The sequence below is a fragment of the Rhizobium fabae genome, from assembly GCF_003985135.1.
In the GTDB taxonomy this organism is placed as follows: domain Bacteria; phylum Pseudomonadota; class Alphaproteobacteria; order Rhizobiales; family Rhizobiaceae; genus Rhizobium; species Rhizobium pisi.
Map to the genome: position 1 here is coordinate 1 of NZ_ML133664.1, position 13217 is coordinate 13217.

The 13217-nt window shown below is 61.5% G+C and carries 11 protein-coding genes and 1 pseudogene; 8 read left to right on the forward strand and 4 right to left on the reverse strand.

Annotated features, from left to right (window positions below; translation table 11 throughout):
• The 7 genes and pseudogenes from EFB14_RS30055 to EFB14_RS30085 all read left to right on the forward strand — a co-directional run.
• Positions 1-225: pseudogene (locus EFB14_RS30055) on the forward strand (sugar ABC transporter permease); the annotation flags it as partial.
• Entirely contained in the window at positions 222-1193 is a 972-nt protein-coding gene (locus EFB14_RS30060) for a carbohydrate ABC transporter permease (RefSeq protein ID WP_126830281.1), read from the forward strand. The pseudogene EFB14_RS30055 and the gene EFB14_RS30060, both read left to right, overlap by 4 nt.
• Before the next feature lie 3 nt (positions 1194-1196).
• Positions 1197-2312, forward strand: a complete 1116-nt coding sequence (locus tag EFB14_RS30065) for an ABC transporter ATP-binding protein (RefSeq protein WP_126830283.1) — start codon at positions 1197-1199, stop codon at positions 2310-2312.
• A gap of 15 nt (positions 2313-2327) precedes the next feature.
• Complete coding sequence (locus EFB14_RS30070; protein WP_126830285.1) at positions 2328-3878, forward strand: GMC oxidoreductase; 1551 nt, start codon at positions 2328-2330, stop codon at positions 3876-3878.
• 1 nt (position 3879) lies between these two features.
• Entirely contained in the window at positions 3880-5535 is a 1656-nt protein-coding gene (locus EFB14_RS30075; RefSeq protein ID WP_125845088.1) for a GMC family oxidoreductase, read from the forward strand.
• Positions 5536-5559: 24 nt separating this feature from the next.
• A complete protein-coding gene (locus EFB14_RS30080; protein WP_126830287.1) occupies positions 5560-6729 on the forward strand; it encodes a Gfo/Idh/MocA family protein in 1170 nt (389 codons plus the stop codon).
• 13 nt (positions 6730-6742) lie between these two features.
• The gene (locus tag EFB14_RS30085) at positions 6743-8827 is read left to right on the forward strand and encodes an FAD-dependent oxidoreductase (protein WP_126830289.1); all 2085 of its coding nucleotides are present in this window, start codon (positions 6743-6745) and stop codon (positions 8825-8827) included.
• 38 nt (positions 8828-8865) lie between these two features.
• Here the strand turns inward: EFB14_RS30085 and xth are convergent, their stop codons facing one another.
• Both xth and EFB14_RS30095 read right to left on the reverse strand, forming a co-directional pair.
• Complete coding sequence (gene xth / locus EFB14_RS30090; RefSeq protein ID WP_126830291.1) at positions 8866-9693, reverse strand: exodeoxyribonuclease III; 828 nt, start codon at positions 9691-9693, stop codon at positions 8866-8868.
• Positions 9694-9779: 86 nt separating this feature from the next.
• Positions 9780-10277, reverse strand: a complete 498-nt coding sequence (locus EFB14_RS30095; protein ID WP_126830293.1) for a hypothetical protein — start codon at positions 10275-10277, stop codon at positions 9780-9782.
• A 314-nt stretch (positions 10278-10591) separates the two neighbouring features.
• Between EFB14_RS30095 and EFB14_RS30100 the strand changes: the two genes are divergently transcribed.
• Complete coding sequence (locus EFB14_RS30100) at positions 10592-11155, forward strand: hypothetical protein (RefSeq protein WP_126830295.1); 564 nt, start codon at positions 10592-10594, stop codon at positions 11153-11155.
• A 39-nt stretch (positions 11156-11194) separates the two neighbouring features.
• Here EFB14_RS30100 and EFB14_RS30105 read toward each other — a convergent pair whose 3' ends face one another.
• Both EFB14_RS30105 and EFB14_RS30110 read right to left on the reverse strand, forming a co-directional pair.
• Positions 11195-11818 carry a LuxR C-terminal-related transcriptional regulator gene (locus EFB14_RS30105; protein WP_125845083.1) on the reverse strand — a complete coding sequence of 208 codons (624 nt, stop codon included), beginning with the start codon at positions 11816-11818 and terminating at the stop codon, positions 11195-11197.
• Positions 11815-13209: a sensor histidine kinase gene (locus tag EFB14_RS30110; protein WP_126830297.1), complete on the reverse strand. Its 1395-nt coding sequence runs from the start codon at positions 13207-13209 to the stop codon at positions 11815-11817. The genes EFB14_RS30105 and EFB14_RS30110 overlap by 4 nt, the downstream gene beginning before the upstream one ends.
• Between the last annotated feature and the right edge of the window lie 8 nt (positions 13210-13217).

Here is a 13217-nt window from a genome sequence, read left to right on the forward strand (position 1 = left end):
ATCGTGCTCGCCCATATGGCGATCAAGTCCTACGACCTCGTGGTGGCGCTGACCTCGGGCGGGCCGGGCGGCTCGGCCTGGCTGCCCTCCAACTTCATGTACGAATACACCTTCAAGCGCAACGAGATGGCCGTCGGCTCGGCCAGCGCCATCATCATGCTGATGACCATCTCGGCGATCATCGTGCCCTATCTCTATTCCGAACTGAAGGAGAAGGCCCGATGAGCAGCGTGACCTCTTCAACAGGAACCTCGGCAGCAACGCTTTCGCAGGCCAGCGACAGCAGGAACAACAATGCCCGCTGGATCGGCCGCATCGTCATCTACGGCCTGCTGGTGATCTTCGCGGTCCTCTACCTGATGCCGCTCTTCGTCATGCTGACCACTTCGTTCAAGACGATGGACGAGATCCAGAACGGCAACATGCTGGCGCTGCCGCAGTCGCCGACCTTCGATCCCTGGGTGAAGGCCTGGGGCGAGGCCTGCGTCGGGCTGACCTGCGCCGGCATCAAGGGCTACTTCTGGAACTCGATCAAGATGGTGGTGCCGGCGGTGGCGATCTCCACCATCATGGGGGCGCTCAACGGCTATATCCTGACCAAATGGCGCTTCCCCGGCCATACGCTGGTGTTCGGGCTGATGCTGTTTGCCTGCTTCATCCCGTTCCAGTCGGTGCTGTTGCCGATGGCGACGATCCTCGGCTCGCTCGGCCGCTTCGGGGTGACGCTGCAGAACGCCACGGGCCTCAGCTTCGGCTTCGGCAATTCGACGGTCAATCTGGTCTTCGTCCATGTCGTCTACGGCCTCGGCTTCACCACGCTGTTCTTCCGCAATTTCTACGAGGCCTTTCCGACCGAGCTGGTCCGGGCCGCCCAGGTCGATGGCGCGAGCTTCTTCCAGATCTTCCGCCGCATCATGCTGCCGAACTCGCTGCCGATCATCGTCGTCACCGTCATCTATCAGTTCACCAATATCTGGAACGACTTCCTGTTTGCCTCGGCCTATGCCGGCACCGGTGACTCCATGCCGATGACGGTGGCGCTCAACAACGTCGTCAACACCTCGACCGGGGTGGTCGAATACAATGTCAACATGGCGGCGGCGATGATCGCCGCCGTGCCGACGCTCATCGTCTATATCCTCGCCGGCCGCTACTTCGTGCGTGGCCTGATGGCGGGCGCTGTCAAAGGGTAACCCATGGCCTTCCTGGAAATCTCCGGTCTCAGAAAGCGCTTCGGCGCCGTCGACATCCTCAAGGGGATCGATCTCGAACTCGAAAAGGGCGGCTTCCTGGTGCTGGTCGGCCCGTCCGGCTGCGGCAAGTCGACCCTGCTCAACACCATTGCCGGGCTGGAGACGATCACCTCGGGCGATATCAGGATCGACGGGCGCTCGATCGCCGGCCTGCATCCCTCCAAGCGCGACATCGCCATGGTGTTCCAGTCCTATGCGCTCTATCCGAACATGACGGTGGCGGGCAACATCGCCTTCGGCATGGAGATCCGCGGTGTTGCCAGGGACGAGCGCGAAAAGGCGATCAGGCAGGTCTCCGACATGCTGCAGATCGGCCATCTGCTCGACCGCAAGCCTTCCCAGCTGTCGGGCGGCCAGCGCCAGCGCGTCGCCATGGGCCGGGCGCTTGTGCGCAATCCGCAGGTCTTCCTGTTCGACGAACCGCTCTCCAATCTCGATGCCAAGCTGCGCGTCGACATGCGCACCGAGATCAAGCGGCTGCACCAGCGCATGGGCACGACGATCGTCTACGTCACCCACGACCAGATCGAGGCGATGACGCTGGCGACCAAGATCGCGGTGCTGAAGGATGGCGTGCTGCAGCAGTTCGGCACGCCGGCCGAGATCTACAACAATCCCGCCAATATCTTCGTCGCCGACTTCATGGGATCGCCGGCGATGAACCTGCTCAACGCCACCGTCGAGAATGGCGGGGGTGGGCTGGAGGTCTCGCTCGAACGCCCGCACGGCGGACCGCTGAGACTGCCCGTCATATCAGCCGGCAACGGCCTGTCCTCCTATGCCGGCAAACAGGTGATCTTCGGCATCCGCCCCGAAGCGCTGACCGATCCCGATGGCGCCGACCGCAAGGCGCGCTCGCTGACCGAAGGCGACTGCCTGATCGAGGTCGTCGAACCGGCCGGCTCCGACACCTTCGCCGTCACCAAACTCGGCGGCAAGTCCGTCATCGCCCGCCTGCGCGCCGATGCCGGCATCGCGCCAGGACAAAACACACGCCTCGCCTTCAATCTCGACAAGGCCGTCTTCTTCGATCCCCAAACCCAGGCACGAATAACGTGAGGGCAAGGTGCTGATATGAGCGGTTCACCGGATATCATCATCATCGGTTCAGGCGTCGGCGGCTCCACGGTCGCCGCCGGCCTCGCCGCGACCGGCGCACGGATATTGATCCTCGAGGCCGGCGATCATATCGCCGATCTTCCAGTCAATCGCGACCAGCGCGCCATCTTCCAGCGTGGCCACTTCCGGCCGAAAGAGACGTGGTACGAAGCGAACGGCAACGGGTTCAATCCCGGCAACTACTACAATGTCGGCGGAAATTCGAAGTTCTACGGCGCCGTCTTGTCGCGCTACCGCAGGCAAGACTTCGACATCATCGAGCATCGGGAAGGCGTATCGCCGCCTTGGCCGTTTCCGTATGAAGAGCTGGAGCCGTGGTACTCAAAAGCGGAACATCTGTACCAGGTTCGCGGCAGTCTGGGTGATGATCCGACGGAGCCATACCATTCGGCTGCCTACGATTATCCGCCCGTTCCGGATGAGGCGCCGATCGCCGATGTCAGGGCGCGCCTCAAGGAGAAAGGCCTGCATCCGTTTTCCCTGCCGCTTGGCTTGGATCTCGACGCCTGGCTCACCAAGGCACACACACCATGGGATGCGCATCCGAACGCGCGGGACGGCAAGATGGATGCGGAGACCGCAGCGCTGGCAGTGGCGCTGAAGCACGAGAACGTGCGGCTCGAAACCAATGCGCGCGTGACCAGGCTCGACACGGGAGCCGGCAGCCGGATCGACCGGGTGACTTATGTCAAGAACGGTCAGACGGTGACCATTTCGCCAAAGATCGTGATCCTCTGCGCCGGCGCAGTCCAGTCATCAGTGCTTTTGCTGCGCTCGAAAAACGACCGCTTCCCAAGGGGGTTGGCGAACTCTTCCGACCAAGTGGGGCGTAACTTCATGAACCACAATGCGTCCGCCGTCATCGGCGTCTCGCCGAAGTTCAGGAACACTTCCGTCTACCAGAAGACGTTTGCCTTCAACGACTTCTATCTCTCGGACGGGGAGGGAGGACCGCCTCTCGGCAACGTCCAGCTTCTGGGTCGAATCTCCGAAAAGGTGCTCAAGGGCTCGCTGCCGCAGGCGCCGGAATGGCTGCTGCGCTTCATCACCGGCCATGCCATCGACTTCTATGCAATGAGCGAGGACGTGCCCAATCCCGAAAGCCGGGTCATGGTGGATGGAGATCGGATCATTCTCCAGTGGCAGCGAACCAACTGGGATGCGCATCTGGCCCTTGTCGCCAAGCTGAAGGTGATCCTGAAGTCGATCGGATTTCCGATCGTGCTGTCGAGGCCCTTCGACAAGCGCACGCCTTCCCATCAATGCGGAACGATCCGCATCGGAAACGACCCGGCAACGGCGCCGCTGAACACCTACTGCCGTTCCTACGATCACGAAAACCTCTTCGTCGTCGACGCCGGTTTCCTGCCCACGTCGGCTGCGGTCAATCCTGCGCTCACCATCGCCGCCCAGGCACTGAGAGTGGCAGATCACATTGCGTCGAAGGATTTTGCAGGCATGACACAGGCGCTGGCGGTCGCCAGGCCGGATGCAACAGGACAGTAAAATGGGATTCGATTACATCATCACGGGCGCCGGTCCTGCAGGATGCGTGCTTGCAAGCCGGCTGAGCGAAGATCCCGATGTCAAGGTACTCCTTCTCGAAGCGGGCGGAGGCGACTGGAATCCTCTTTTCCACATGCCGGCCGGCTTTGCCAAGATGACCAAAGGTGTGGCGAGCTGGGGGTGGGAAACCGTTCCCCAGAAGCACATGAAGGGCAGGGTGCTTCGCTATACGCAGGCAAAGGTGATCGGTGGCGGTTCGTCGATCAACGCTCAGCTCTATACACGCGGAAACGCGGCGGATTATGATCTCTGGGCCCGTGAAGACGGCTGCGAGGGCTGGGACTACCGTTCGATCCTTCCCTATTTCAAACGTGCGGAGGACAATCAGCGCTTCGCCGACGACTACCACGCCTATGGCGGTCCGGTGGGTGTCTCGATGCCGGCTGCGCCGCTGCCGATCTGCGACGCCTACATCCGCGCCGGGCAGGAACTCGGCATTCCCTACAATCACGATTTCAACGGTCGCCAGCAGGCGGGAGTCGGGTTTTACCAGCTGACCCAGCGCAATCGCCGCCGGTCGTCGGCTTCGCTTGCCTATCTCTCGCCGATCAAGGACCGGAAGAACCTGACAGTGCGCACCGGCGCCCGCGTCACGCGCATCCTCGTGGAAGGAACGCGCGCCGTCGGCGTCGAGATCGCGACGTCAACCGGCCTGGAGATCGTACGCGCCGAACGCGAAGTACTGGTTTCCTCCGGCGCGATCGGATCGCCGAAGCTCCTTCTGCAATCCGGCATAGGGCCGGCCGATCATCTGAAGTCGGTGGGCGTCAAGGTGCTCCACGACCTGCCTGGTGTCGGCGGCAACCTTCAGGATCACCTGGATCTTTTCGTCATCGCCGAATGCACGGGCGATCACACCTATGATGGCATCGCAAAACTTCACCGCACGCTTTGGGCCGGGATCCAATATGTCCTGTTCCGCACTGGCCCGGTCGCATCGTCGCTCTTCGAGACCGGCGGCTTCTGGTACGCCGATCCGGATGCGCGCTCTCCAGATATCCAGTTCCACCTCGGCCTCGGGTCCGGCATCGAAGCGGGCGTCGAGCGGCTCAAGAACGCTGGCGTGACCCTGAACTCTGCCTATCTGCATCCGCGCTCGCGGGGGACGGTCCGCCTGTCATCGTCCGACCCGGCTGCCGCTCCATTGATCGACCCCAACTACTGGTCCGACCCCCATGACAGGAAGATGTCCCTGGAGGGGCTCAAGATCGCGCGCGAGATCATGCAGCAGGCGGCGCTGAAGCCCTTCGTCCTGGCCGAAAGGCTTCCCGGCCCGAAGGTCATGACCGATGAGCAGCTTTTCGACTACGGCTGCGCCAACGCAAAGACCGACCATCATCCCGTCGGCACCTGCAAGATGGGAACGGGTCCGGGCGCGGTTGTCGGGCTCGATCTCAGGGTTCACGGCCTGGACGGCCTCAGGGTCTGCGATTCCTCGGTCATGCCGCGTGTGCCGTCATGCAATACCAACGCTCCGACGATCATGGTCGGCGAAAAGGGATCGGATCTCATTCGGGGCCTGCCTCCGCTTGCTCCCACCATCTTCGCCTACGAACGCAACGATAAGAGGCCTCGGGCCCGTGCCGAAATCCGGTAAGCCCTGTGGAGAGGAGTGACGACGATGTCTGAAGTCAGAGTTGCGGTGCTTGGCGCCTCGGGCTGGATGGGAAAGGTCCACACGATGGCCTACCAGACCTTTCCGCATTTCTTCGGCGTATCGGACGGAACAGCCCGGATCGTCGCTCTCGTCGAAGGCCACTCGAAGGCAGCCGAGGATATTTCCCACAGGGCGCCGGGCGCAAGGATTCTTCAGGATTGGAAACTGGCGGTCGCTGATCCCGATGTCGATCTGATCGATATCTGCCTGCCGGATCATCTTCATTACGAGGTGGCAAAGGCGGCCTTGCTGGCGGGCAAGCATGTCTATTGCGAGAAGCCGTTGGCAAACACCGCCGCTGAAGCGCGGGAACTGGCCGACATTGCTAGGGAGAAGGGCGTCATAACCCGCGTCGGACATGCTTTTCCCCGAAATCCCGTTCATGATCTGGCGAAGGACATCATTCAATCCGGCGAAATCGGCGAGATCAAACTGTTCCGCGGCTGTCAGCACGTTGACATGTATGGCGATCCGAACGCGCCCTTCATGTGGCGCGCCGATGGAAAGCTTGCGCCGACGGGGATCGTCGGTGATACCGGTTCGCACATCTTCAGCTTCATGGATTTCCTGGTTGGCCGCGTCAGTTCCCTGATCGCCGACAATCTGATCGTGACGTCGCGCAGGCCCGTCGTCGAGGGCCTTGCCTATGGTGAGCAGGTGAAACTGTCCGGCAACGAGTCCTGGGCCGAAATCACCAACCCTGATGCAACCAACCTGCTGTGCCGGTTTGCGAACGGCGCCGGCGGGATCGTCGATTTCAGCCGCGTCGCAACCGGCCGCAAATTCATGCAGACCTACGAGGTCTACGGAACGAAGGGTAGCATTGCCTATAGCTATGACGAGATAAACCGGCTGCGCTTCTACTCCAACGACGACCGGACGGGGCGACGAGGTTTCCGGGAAATCGACGTGGGTCCTGAGAATCCGACGTTTCGAGCTTTCCTGCCTCTGCCGAATTTCGGCATAGGTTACAACGAAAGCAAGATCATCGAGGTGGCCGAGGTCATCCGCTCGATCGTTGCGAACAAACCGATGTGGCCGACATTCGATACGGGACACCACATCTGCCAGATCGTCGATGCTTGCATGGAATCCTCCCGGCAGAAACGCTGGGTCGACATCCCGCTCAATTGATTGTGACGAGGCGATGACCATAGACGTTCCGCAGGAAATTCTTGATGCGCTGACCGATATCGACATGCCCAGGCTTCCGCCGGAGGCCGCGCCGTCGGGAACGGTCCGGCTTGCCGGCATCGAGGTGCCGGTTTATCGGGCCGGTTGCGTCGTCGTCGGATCCGGTGCGGCGGGCCTGCGTGCGGCGGTGGAAATGAAGCGGCGCGGCGATGACGTCGTCATCGTCAGCCAGAGCGCATGGGGCGGAACCTCGGCTTGTTCGGGATCGGACAAACAGACCCTTCACACGGCAAACACGGCCGATCAGGGCGACAATTACAAGGCAATGGCCCGCGCTATCCGCAGTGGCGGTGCCATGGACGAGGACACGGCTTACGTCGAGGCGGTGGGCTCGTCCCGCATGATGGCGTCGCTCCAGTTCTTAGGCCTGCCGCTGCCTCAGAATCCCTTTGGCGGAACGCTGCGATATCAGACCGACCATGACGAGGTCGGTCGCGCCACCAGCTGTGGCCCGCGCACCTCGCGCTTGATGGTCAAAGTGTTGGCCGAGGAGGCGATCCGGCTCAAGGTGCCGTTCTACAATCAGACCACAGCGGTCAAGATACTTACCGAGGGCGACGGAGCGGACCGCCACGTCGTTGGACTACTGGTCATGCGCGCCGGCGATCGCACGGAGGAAAACCCGCTGGGCATCGCGCTGTTTGTCAGTGCAGTGATCATGCTCGCGGCCGGTGGACCGGGCGAGCTTTATCGCGACAGCGTCTATCCCAACGGCTGCTTCGGTTCCCTCGGATTGGCGCTCGAGGCTGGTGTCGAGCTCGTGAATCTGACCGAAAGCCAGTTCGGCATCGGAACGCGCCGGGAAGGATTCCCCTGGAATCTGTCGGGCACCTATGTTCAGGCGATCCCGCATATCTATTCGCTCGACGCCGAAGGCGCGGAATATCACTTCCTGGCGGAATATTACCGCACCACGCAGGAACTGGCGTCGAATGTCTTCCGCAAGGGCTATCAGTGGCCGTTTCACGCTACGCGCATGCTCGATTTCGGCTCAAGCCTGGTGGATCTCGCCATCTATCGCGAAACCGCCGCAGGACGGCGTGTCTTCATGGACTTCAATCGCAATCCGCTGCGTGTTCCCGGTGACCTGCCGTTCAGCTTGGAGAGACTGGACGATGACGTCCGCCTTTATCTCGGTAATGCCGACGCCGGCCAGCAGATGCCGATCGATCGGTTGAAGCACATGAACCCGCTCGCGATCGAACTCTACCGCCGCTACAAGATCGATATTGCCGAGCAGCCGCTGGAATTCGCAGTCAACAACCAGCACATGAACGGCGGCATCATGGTCGACACCTGGGGCCGCAGCAATCTCAGGGGCTGTTACGCGGTCGGCGAGGCGGCAGGTACACACGGCGTGACCAGACCGGGCGGAGCGGCACTGAACGCCGGCCAGGTCTTCGGCACACGGGCGGCCGAACATATCAGCGCGAGCGGCAAGGCGAAGCAGGCCGCTGGAGAGGATATAACCGCGACCGCCAGCGCAGGAATCATCGCCCTTCTCGGCGCTCTCCACACCGAAAGCCCTCTCGCCGTCAAATCGATCCGCTCGGAAATACAGGCGCGTATGAGCGATAGGGCCGGGATCATTTGCGATGAGGAGGGTGTCAGTAGGGCTTTGATCGAAGCGCGCAAGCTGACTGCTGAAATTCGCAACAAGGGCGTCGCCTACGGTCGCGCAGCGGAGGCAGTTCGCGGCGTGCAATGGCGGCACATGGCGCTTGCGTCGGAAGCCGTGCTCGCCGCGCTCGACTTCTTCATCCGCAATGGGGGCGGCAGCCGCGGAGCGCGGGCGATATGCGATACGCAAGGCGAATCCCTTCCGCTGGCGCATTCAGGTCCGTTGCAGGAATATCGCTTCCGAAAGGAACGCCAGGCGCATCGGGAGGAGCAGATCGTCGTTCGGCTCGATGGGGATGAGATCAGGCTTTCCACGCGTCGGAACCGCATGTTCGATGAAGGCGCCAAGTCCTTCTTCGAGCGGGACTGGCCGGCGTGGCTGACAGGCGGCATCTACGATCTGGAGGCCGATGAATGAGGCGAGGCCGGTGATCGCAATGGCTTCGAGAAGTATTGTCATCGCCCCGCCTGGGCGGATCCCGTCTTTCCACCGGCGTCGTCGATAGCTGGCCGCATATCGAGTTCGATCATTACGGGCGCATGGTCGCTCGTATGCTCCCAGCCGCGCGGTTTTCTTCGGACGCTCGCCGATCGAAGCCACGGTGCAACGGCCGGGCTGAGCAGGAGGTGGTCTATCCGAAGCCCGGCGTCACGTTCGAAACTGTTCCGCCAGTACTTCCAGAAGGTGTAAATGCGCTCTCCCGGATGCAGATGCCTGATGGCGTCTGTCCAGCCTTGGGCGACGAGATCGGCATAGGCTTTGCGGACTTCCGGCCTGAAGAGTGCGTCGTCCAGCCAGCGCTCCGGCTTGTACACGTCGATCTCGGTCGGCATGACGTTGAAATCGCCGGCCAGGATCGACGGCACGTCTAGCTCGAGCAGGTCGGCGGCATAGTCGTGCAGACGACGAAACCAGCGAAGCTTGTACTCGAACTTGCCGCTCGGGAAGGGATTGCCGTTCGGAAGATAGAGGCATCCGATCAGGATGCCGTCGACGACGGCTTCGATATATCGGCTGTGGCTGTCGTCGGGATCGCCTGGAAGACCGCGCCGCGTCAGGATCGGCGTTTTGCCCTTCGCGAGGATGGCAACCCCGTTCCAGGATCTCTGTCCATGCCAGACGGCGCCGTAGCCGGCTCGTTCGATCTCCTTTCGCGGAAACCTGGCGTCGTCGGCCTTGAGTTCCTGGAGGCAGGCCACATCAGGTGCATCGTCCCTCAACCAGCGCAGCAGGATATCCAGCCGTCCGTTGATCCCGTTGACGTTGTAGGTCGCGATTTTCATGAGCCCCCCGAAATCGAGGCAATGCCGAATATGCTCCAGAAACGTTCCCGGGTTTCCTCATATATCGCGTTGCCGTGGCTGGCTCCTCAACGCGTTGCGCCGAAGACGAAGGCGATGCCCGCGACGATCGCTGCGGCTGTCAGCGGCTGCCGGCGGATTCGATCCTCAAGATCGCGGACGAAGCTGCGTGCTTCTGCTTTTGCCAGGCGGGCCGTTCCGGAAGCCAGCTCCGAAGCGGATTCGGCTATCTGACTGGCTTCTTTCTGAAGCGCCCGCATTTCTTCGCGATCGACATTGAACCCCTTGGAGGAGCGGGCGGTTTGGCCGGTCGAGCGCAGGGCTTGATCCACCAGAGGAGGCTCTTCGTCGAGCTTGGTGGGGTCGGGTTCCCGTTTTACACGCGCTGCCGCCTCGGTATCGGTGCGGCCGGCAGGAATCGAGGTGTGCGTGGCCGACACCGGGTCGGATGCCGGGAAGGTGTCCTCGATGCCTTTGTCGAGGTCGCCTTTTCGGGCTTGCTTCTGCTGCTCTGCCTGCTCCTTGCGCATGGATTGGACTGCGGGGGATTCGTTAGGGTTTGCCATCGGGGTTTCCTCCATTGCATTTCGACAATCAACAAAGCGACGACGGGGGAAGAAGTTCCGAAAGAATGCGTTCCCGTCTTTTTGCGGCACAATGGTCGATGGGGAGAGCAAACGGCTCCCTGCGCAACGCCGGCAAATCACAACGCACAGACTTTTCCCGGTTTTAGGCCTGGAAATCATTCAGGCCGGACCAAAGTCCTGCTTGTTTTGGTACCTAGTCCCGTTGCATTCGTTCTTCCGAACAGCGACAAATACTCAAGTATTATTCTGTAAATGCGCGGGGGCGCCGAAGAATGGACGAACAAGGCTAGGCGATGAGCATCTCGAAACGCGATTTTCTGAGATTGGGTGGCGGCGCAGCCTTTGCCCTCATAACTGTCGCCTCTCCAGTGACCTTGAATCTCGGCGGCTCCCTTCCTCTTCCGGCGATGAAACGCGCCTGGGCAAAAGACGGCAATAATGGAAATGGCAATGGCGGCGGGAACGGCAACGGGAATAGTGGCAACGGTGGCGGGAACGGCAATAGCGGCGGGAACGGTAGCGGCAGCGGAGGAGGAAACGGCAACGGGGGAGGAAATGGCAATAGCGGCGGCAATGGGGGAGGGAGCGGAAACGGCGGCGGGAATTCCGGAAATAGCGCCGGCGGGAACTCCACCAACGGTTCGGGATCCTCTTCCTCGGCGACAGGCTCGTCACAAGGCTCGGGAACCAAAGCGACCGAAGCTTCCGACGGCTCGATCGATATCCGTCACGCGAACGGCATCACTGAAACCCTGCGAGGCGGCCGCTATATCATGAAGGACGGGAAAGGCCGGACGATTATAAGCCGGCAAGGGACCGCCAGCGATGCCCGCCGGCTGAGCCGCTTCTTTCGTTAGAACAACTCCAGCAAATGCGCGGCGTGCTTGCCTCCGATGCTAGCGCCGTTCGCGCCATTGCAGAGCCGCCTCGGTTCTGTTCGAGGCGCCGAGCTTGCTCAGAATCTGTGTCATGTGGTGCTTGACGGTCTTTTCCTGCAGGCCGAGACGCAAGCCGATATGCTTGTTCGACAAGCCTTGGGCGACAAGATCCATCACCTCGCGTTCCCGCGGCGTCAGGCCGTTTTTCTCGGAGGTTCCGCCCTGCAGCGAATTCTCCATGACCTTTGCCGACATCGTCGGCGAGATATATCGCGATCCGTTCAGAATGGTCCGGATCGCTTCGGCAAGGCCGCGCGAACCCACACCTTTGAGAACATAGCCCATCGCTCCCCGCTGCAAGGCCCCAAGCAACGTGTCCACCTCCTCCGATACGGTCAACATGAGGACCTTTGTCGACGGGCTGACGGTCAGGACCTGACCGATTGCGATTAGTCCGCCGCCGGGCATGGAGACATCAAGGAGCATGACATCAGGGCGGCTGTTGGAAGCGATCATGGCTGCGTCATCGCTGCTGGCACCTTCGCCGACGACGACGAAGTTGCTGATCTCCGACAAGCTGCGTGTTACGCCTTCCCGAAAAAGCGGGTGGTCGTCCACGACGCCGATGGTGATTGCTGTCATCTCTCGTCTCCCACTTCCATAGGCTCGAAGATCATGGTCACGGTCGTTCCTCCTTCGCCTGTCTTGATCTCAAAGGATCCTCCAAGGCTGTCGATGCGTTCCCGAAGTCCGACCAGGCCAAGGCTCGACGGTCTCACTTCCCTCGGATCGAAGCCGTCGCCGCGGTCGCTGACCTCGACGCGGACATGACCGTTGTGCGAGACGGCCCTGACGGCTTGCTGGACGCCGCCGCCGTGGCGATAGGCGTTGTTCAAGGCCTCCTGAACGAAGCGATAAATGCAGATCTTCACGGCAGGAGCAAGCTCTGGTCCGTCCTCGTCGACAACAGTTTCGACGCGTGTTTCGGTCTTGTGCTGATGTGCTTCGACGACACGCGTCACGATCTCGGTGATTGAGGACTTCTCGATCTGCGGCAGCACCAGCCCGCCGCAGATGTTGCGGATCTCCGTCATGGCCTCGGCAAGGCTGGAGCGTATCCAGGAAAGCTCCTTTTCGCGCGCTTCGGGCTCTGTGGCAGCGTTGACCAGCAGGTCGCTGTCCAGCCGCAACGATGCATATGCGATGTGTTGGGCCGGGCCGTCGTGCAGATCGGCGCCGATGCCGCGCAGATATGTCTCGTTCAGCGCTGCCGCCCGCTGGGAGGCAAGCTGCAGCCGCCGCTGGAGCCTGCGGTTTTCTGCCAGCAGCGTGGATAGTTCGTTGACCCGTTCCCTGAGGTCTTTGCGCTGCGCCTCGATCGTGCGGCTGCCCCGGAACACCAGGGCGGAGAGAACAAGGAAAAAGATTGCGGTGAGAGCGGCGACGGCGCCCCAGCTCCGGAGCCTGGCATGCGCCAGGCTGTCGCTGAGCCCTTGTGCCGTCTCGTAGAATTCGAGTACGGCGACCGCCTGTCCTGACCACGGCTGGAGGACGGGGTTGTAGATTTCCATGAGCGGCTTGCCGAGCGCACGCTCCTGACTGCTTTCCGGATCGCTGGCGACCTCGTAACGCGCGACGAGCGACCCGGCGAATGCCTTTTGGAGCTTGTCGGTCACCGGAAACTTCTTGCCCACCAGCGCCTTCTCGTTCGAATAGAGGATGGTGCCATCGTTCCGCCAAAGCTTGAACGAAACAAGGCGCTGGCCGAGCGCGCCCTGACCGAGCGTCTCGTCAAGAGCTTGGGCGCTGCCCTCGTCCAGCAGGGATTCCGTTTGCATATCAGGAAGTAGCGGCGCAACCACGCTGTCCACGTACAGCGCCGTCGCCGCGCCGGAATTGTGGATGACGGCGTCCTGTATGAGGTGGGTTACGAGAAGCCCCACCAGGAACATTGCGGCGATCGATATGAGCCCACCTGCGATGAAGAACTGGGAGGCGAGCGAGCGGGCATTCCAGCGGCGAAGCCAAATCATTTTGATAC

What these genes read in the sequence shown, in the direction of transcription:
- EFB14_RS30060 (WP_126830281.1), top strand. Translation starts at nt 222, where the DNA reads ATGAGCAGCGTGACCTCTTCAACAGGAACCTCGGCAGCAACGCTTTCG.
- EFB14_RS30065 (WP_126830283.1), top strand. Translation starts at nt 1,197, where the DNA reads ATGGCCTTCCTGGAAATCTCCGGTCTCAGAAAGCGCTTCGGCGCCGTC.
- EFB14_RS30070 (WP_126830285.1), top strand. Translation starts at nt 2,328, where the DNA reads ATGAGCGGTTCACCGGATATCATCATCATCGGTTCAGGCGTCGGCGGC.
- EFB14_RS30075 (WP_125845088.1), top strand. Translation starts at nt 3,880, where the DNA reads ATGGGATTCGATTACATCATCACGGGCGCCGGTCCTGCAGGATGCGTG.
- EFB14_RS30080 (WP_126830287.1), top strand. Translation starts at nt 5,560, where the DNA reads ATGTCTGAAGTCAGAGTTGCGGTGCTTGGCGCCTCGGGCTGGATGGGA.
- EFB14_RS30085 (WP_126830289.1), top strand. Translation starts at nt 6,743, where the DNA reads ATGACCATAGACGTTCCGCAGGAAATTCTTGATGCGCTGACCGATATC.
- xth (WP_126830291.1), bottom strand. Translation starts at nt 9,693, where the DNA reads ATGAAAATCGCGACCTACAACGTCAACGGGATCAACGGACGGCTGGAT.
- EFB14_RS30095 (WP_126830293.1), bottom strand. Translation starts at nt 10,277, where the DNA reads ATGGCAAACCCTAACGAATCCCCCGCAGTCCAATCCATGCGCAAGGAG.
- EFB14_RS30100 (WP_126830295.1), top strand. Translation starts at nt 10,592, where the DNA reads ATGAGCATCTCGAAACGCGATTTTCTGAGATTGGGTGGCGGCGCAGCC.
- EFB14_RS30105 (WP_125845083.1), bottom strand. Translation starts at nt 11,818, where the DNA reads ATGACAGCAATCACCATCGGCGTCGTGGACGACCACCCGCTTTTTCGG.
- EFB14_RS30110 (WP_126830297.1), bottom strand. Translation starts at nt 13,209, where the DNA reads ATGATTTGGCTTCGCCGCTGGAATGCCCGCTCGCTCGCCTCCCAGTTC.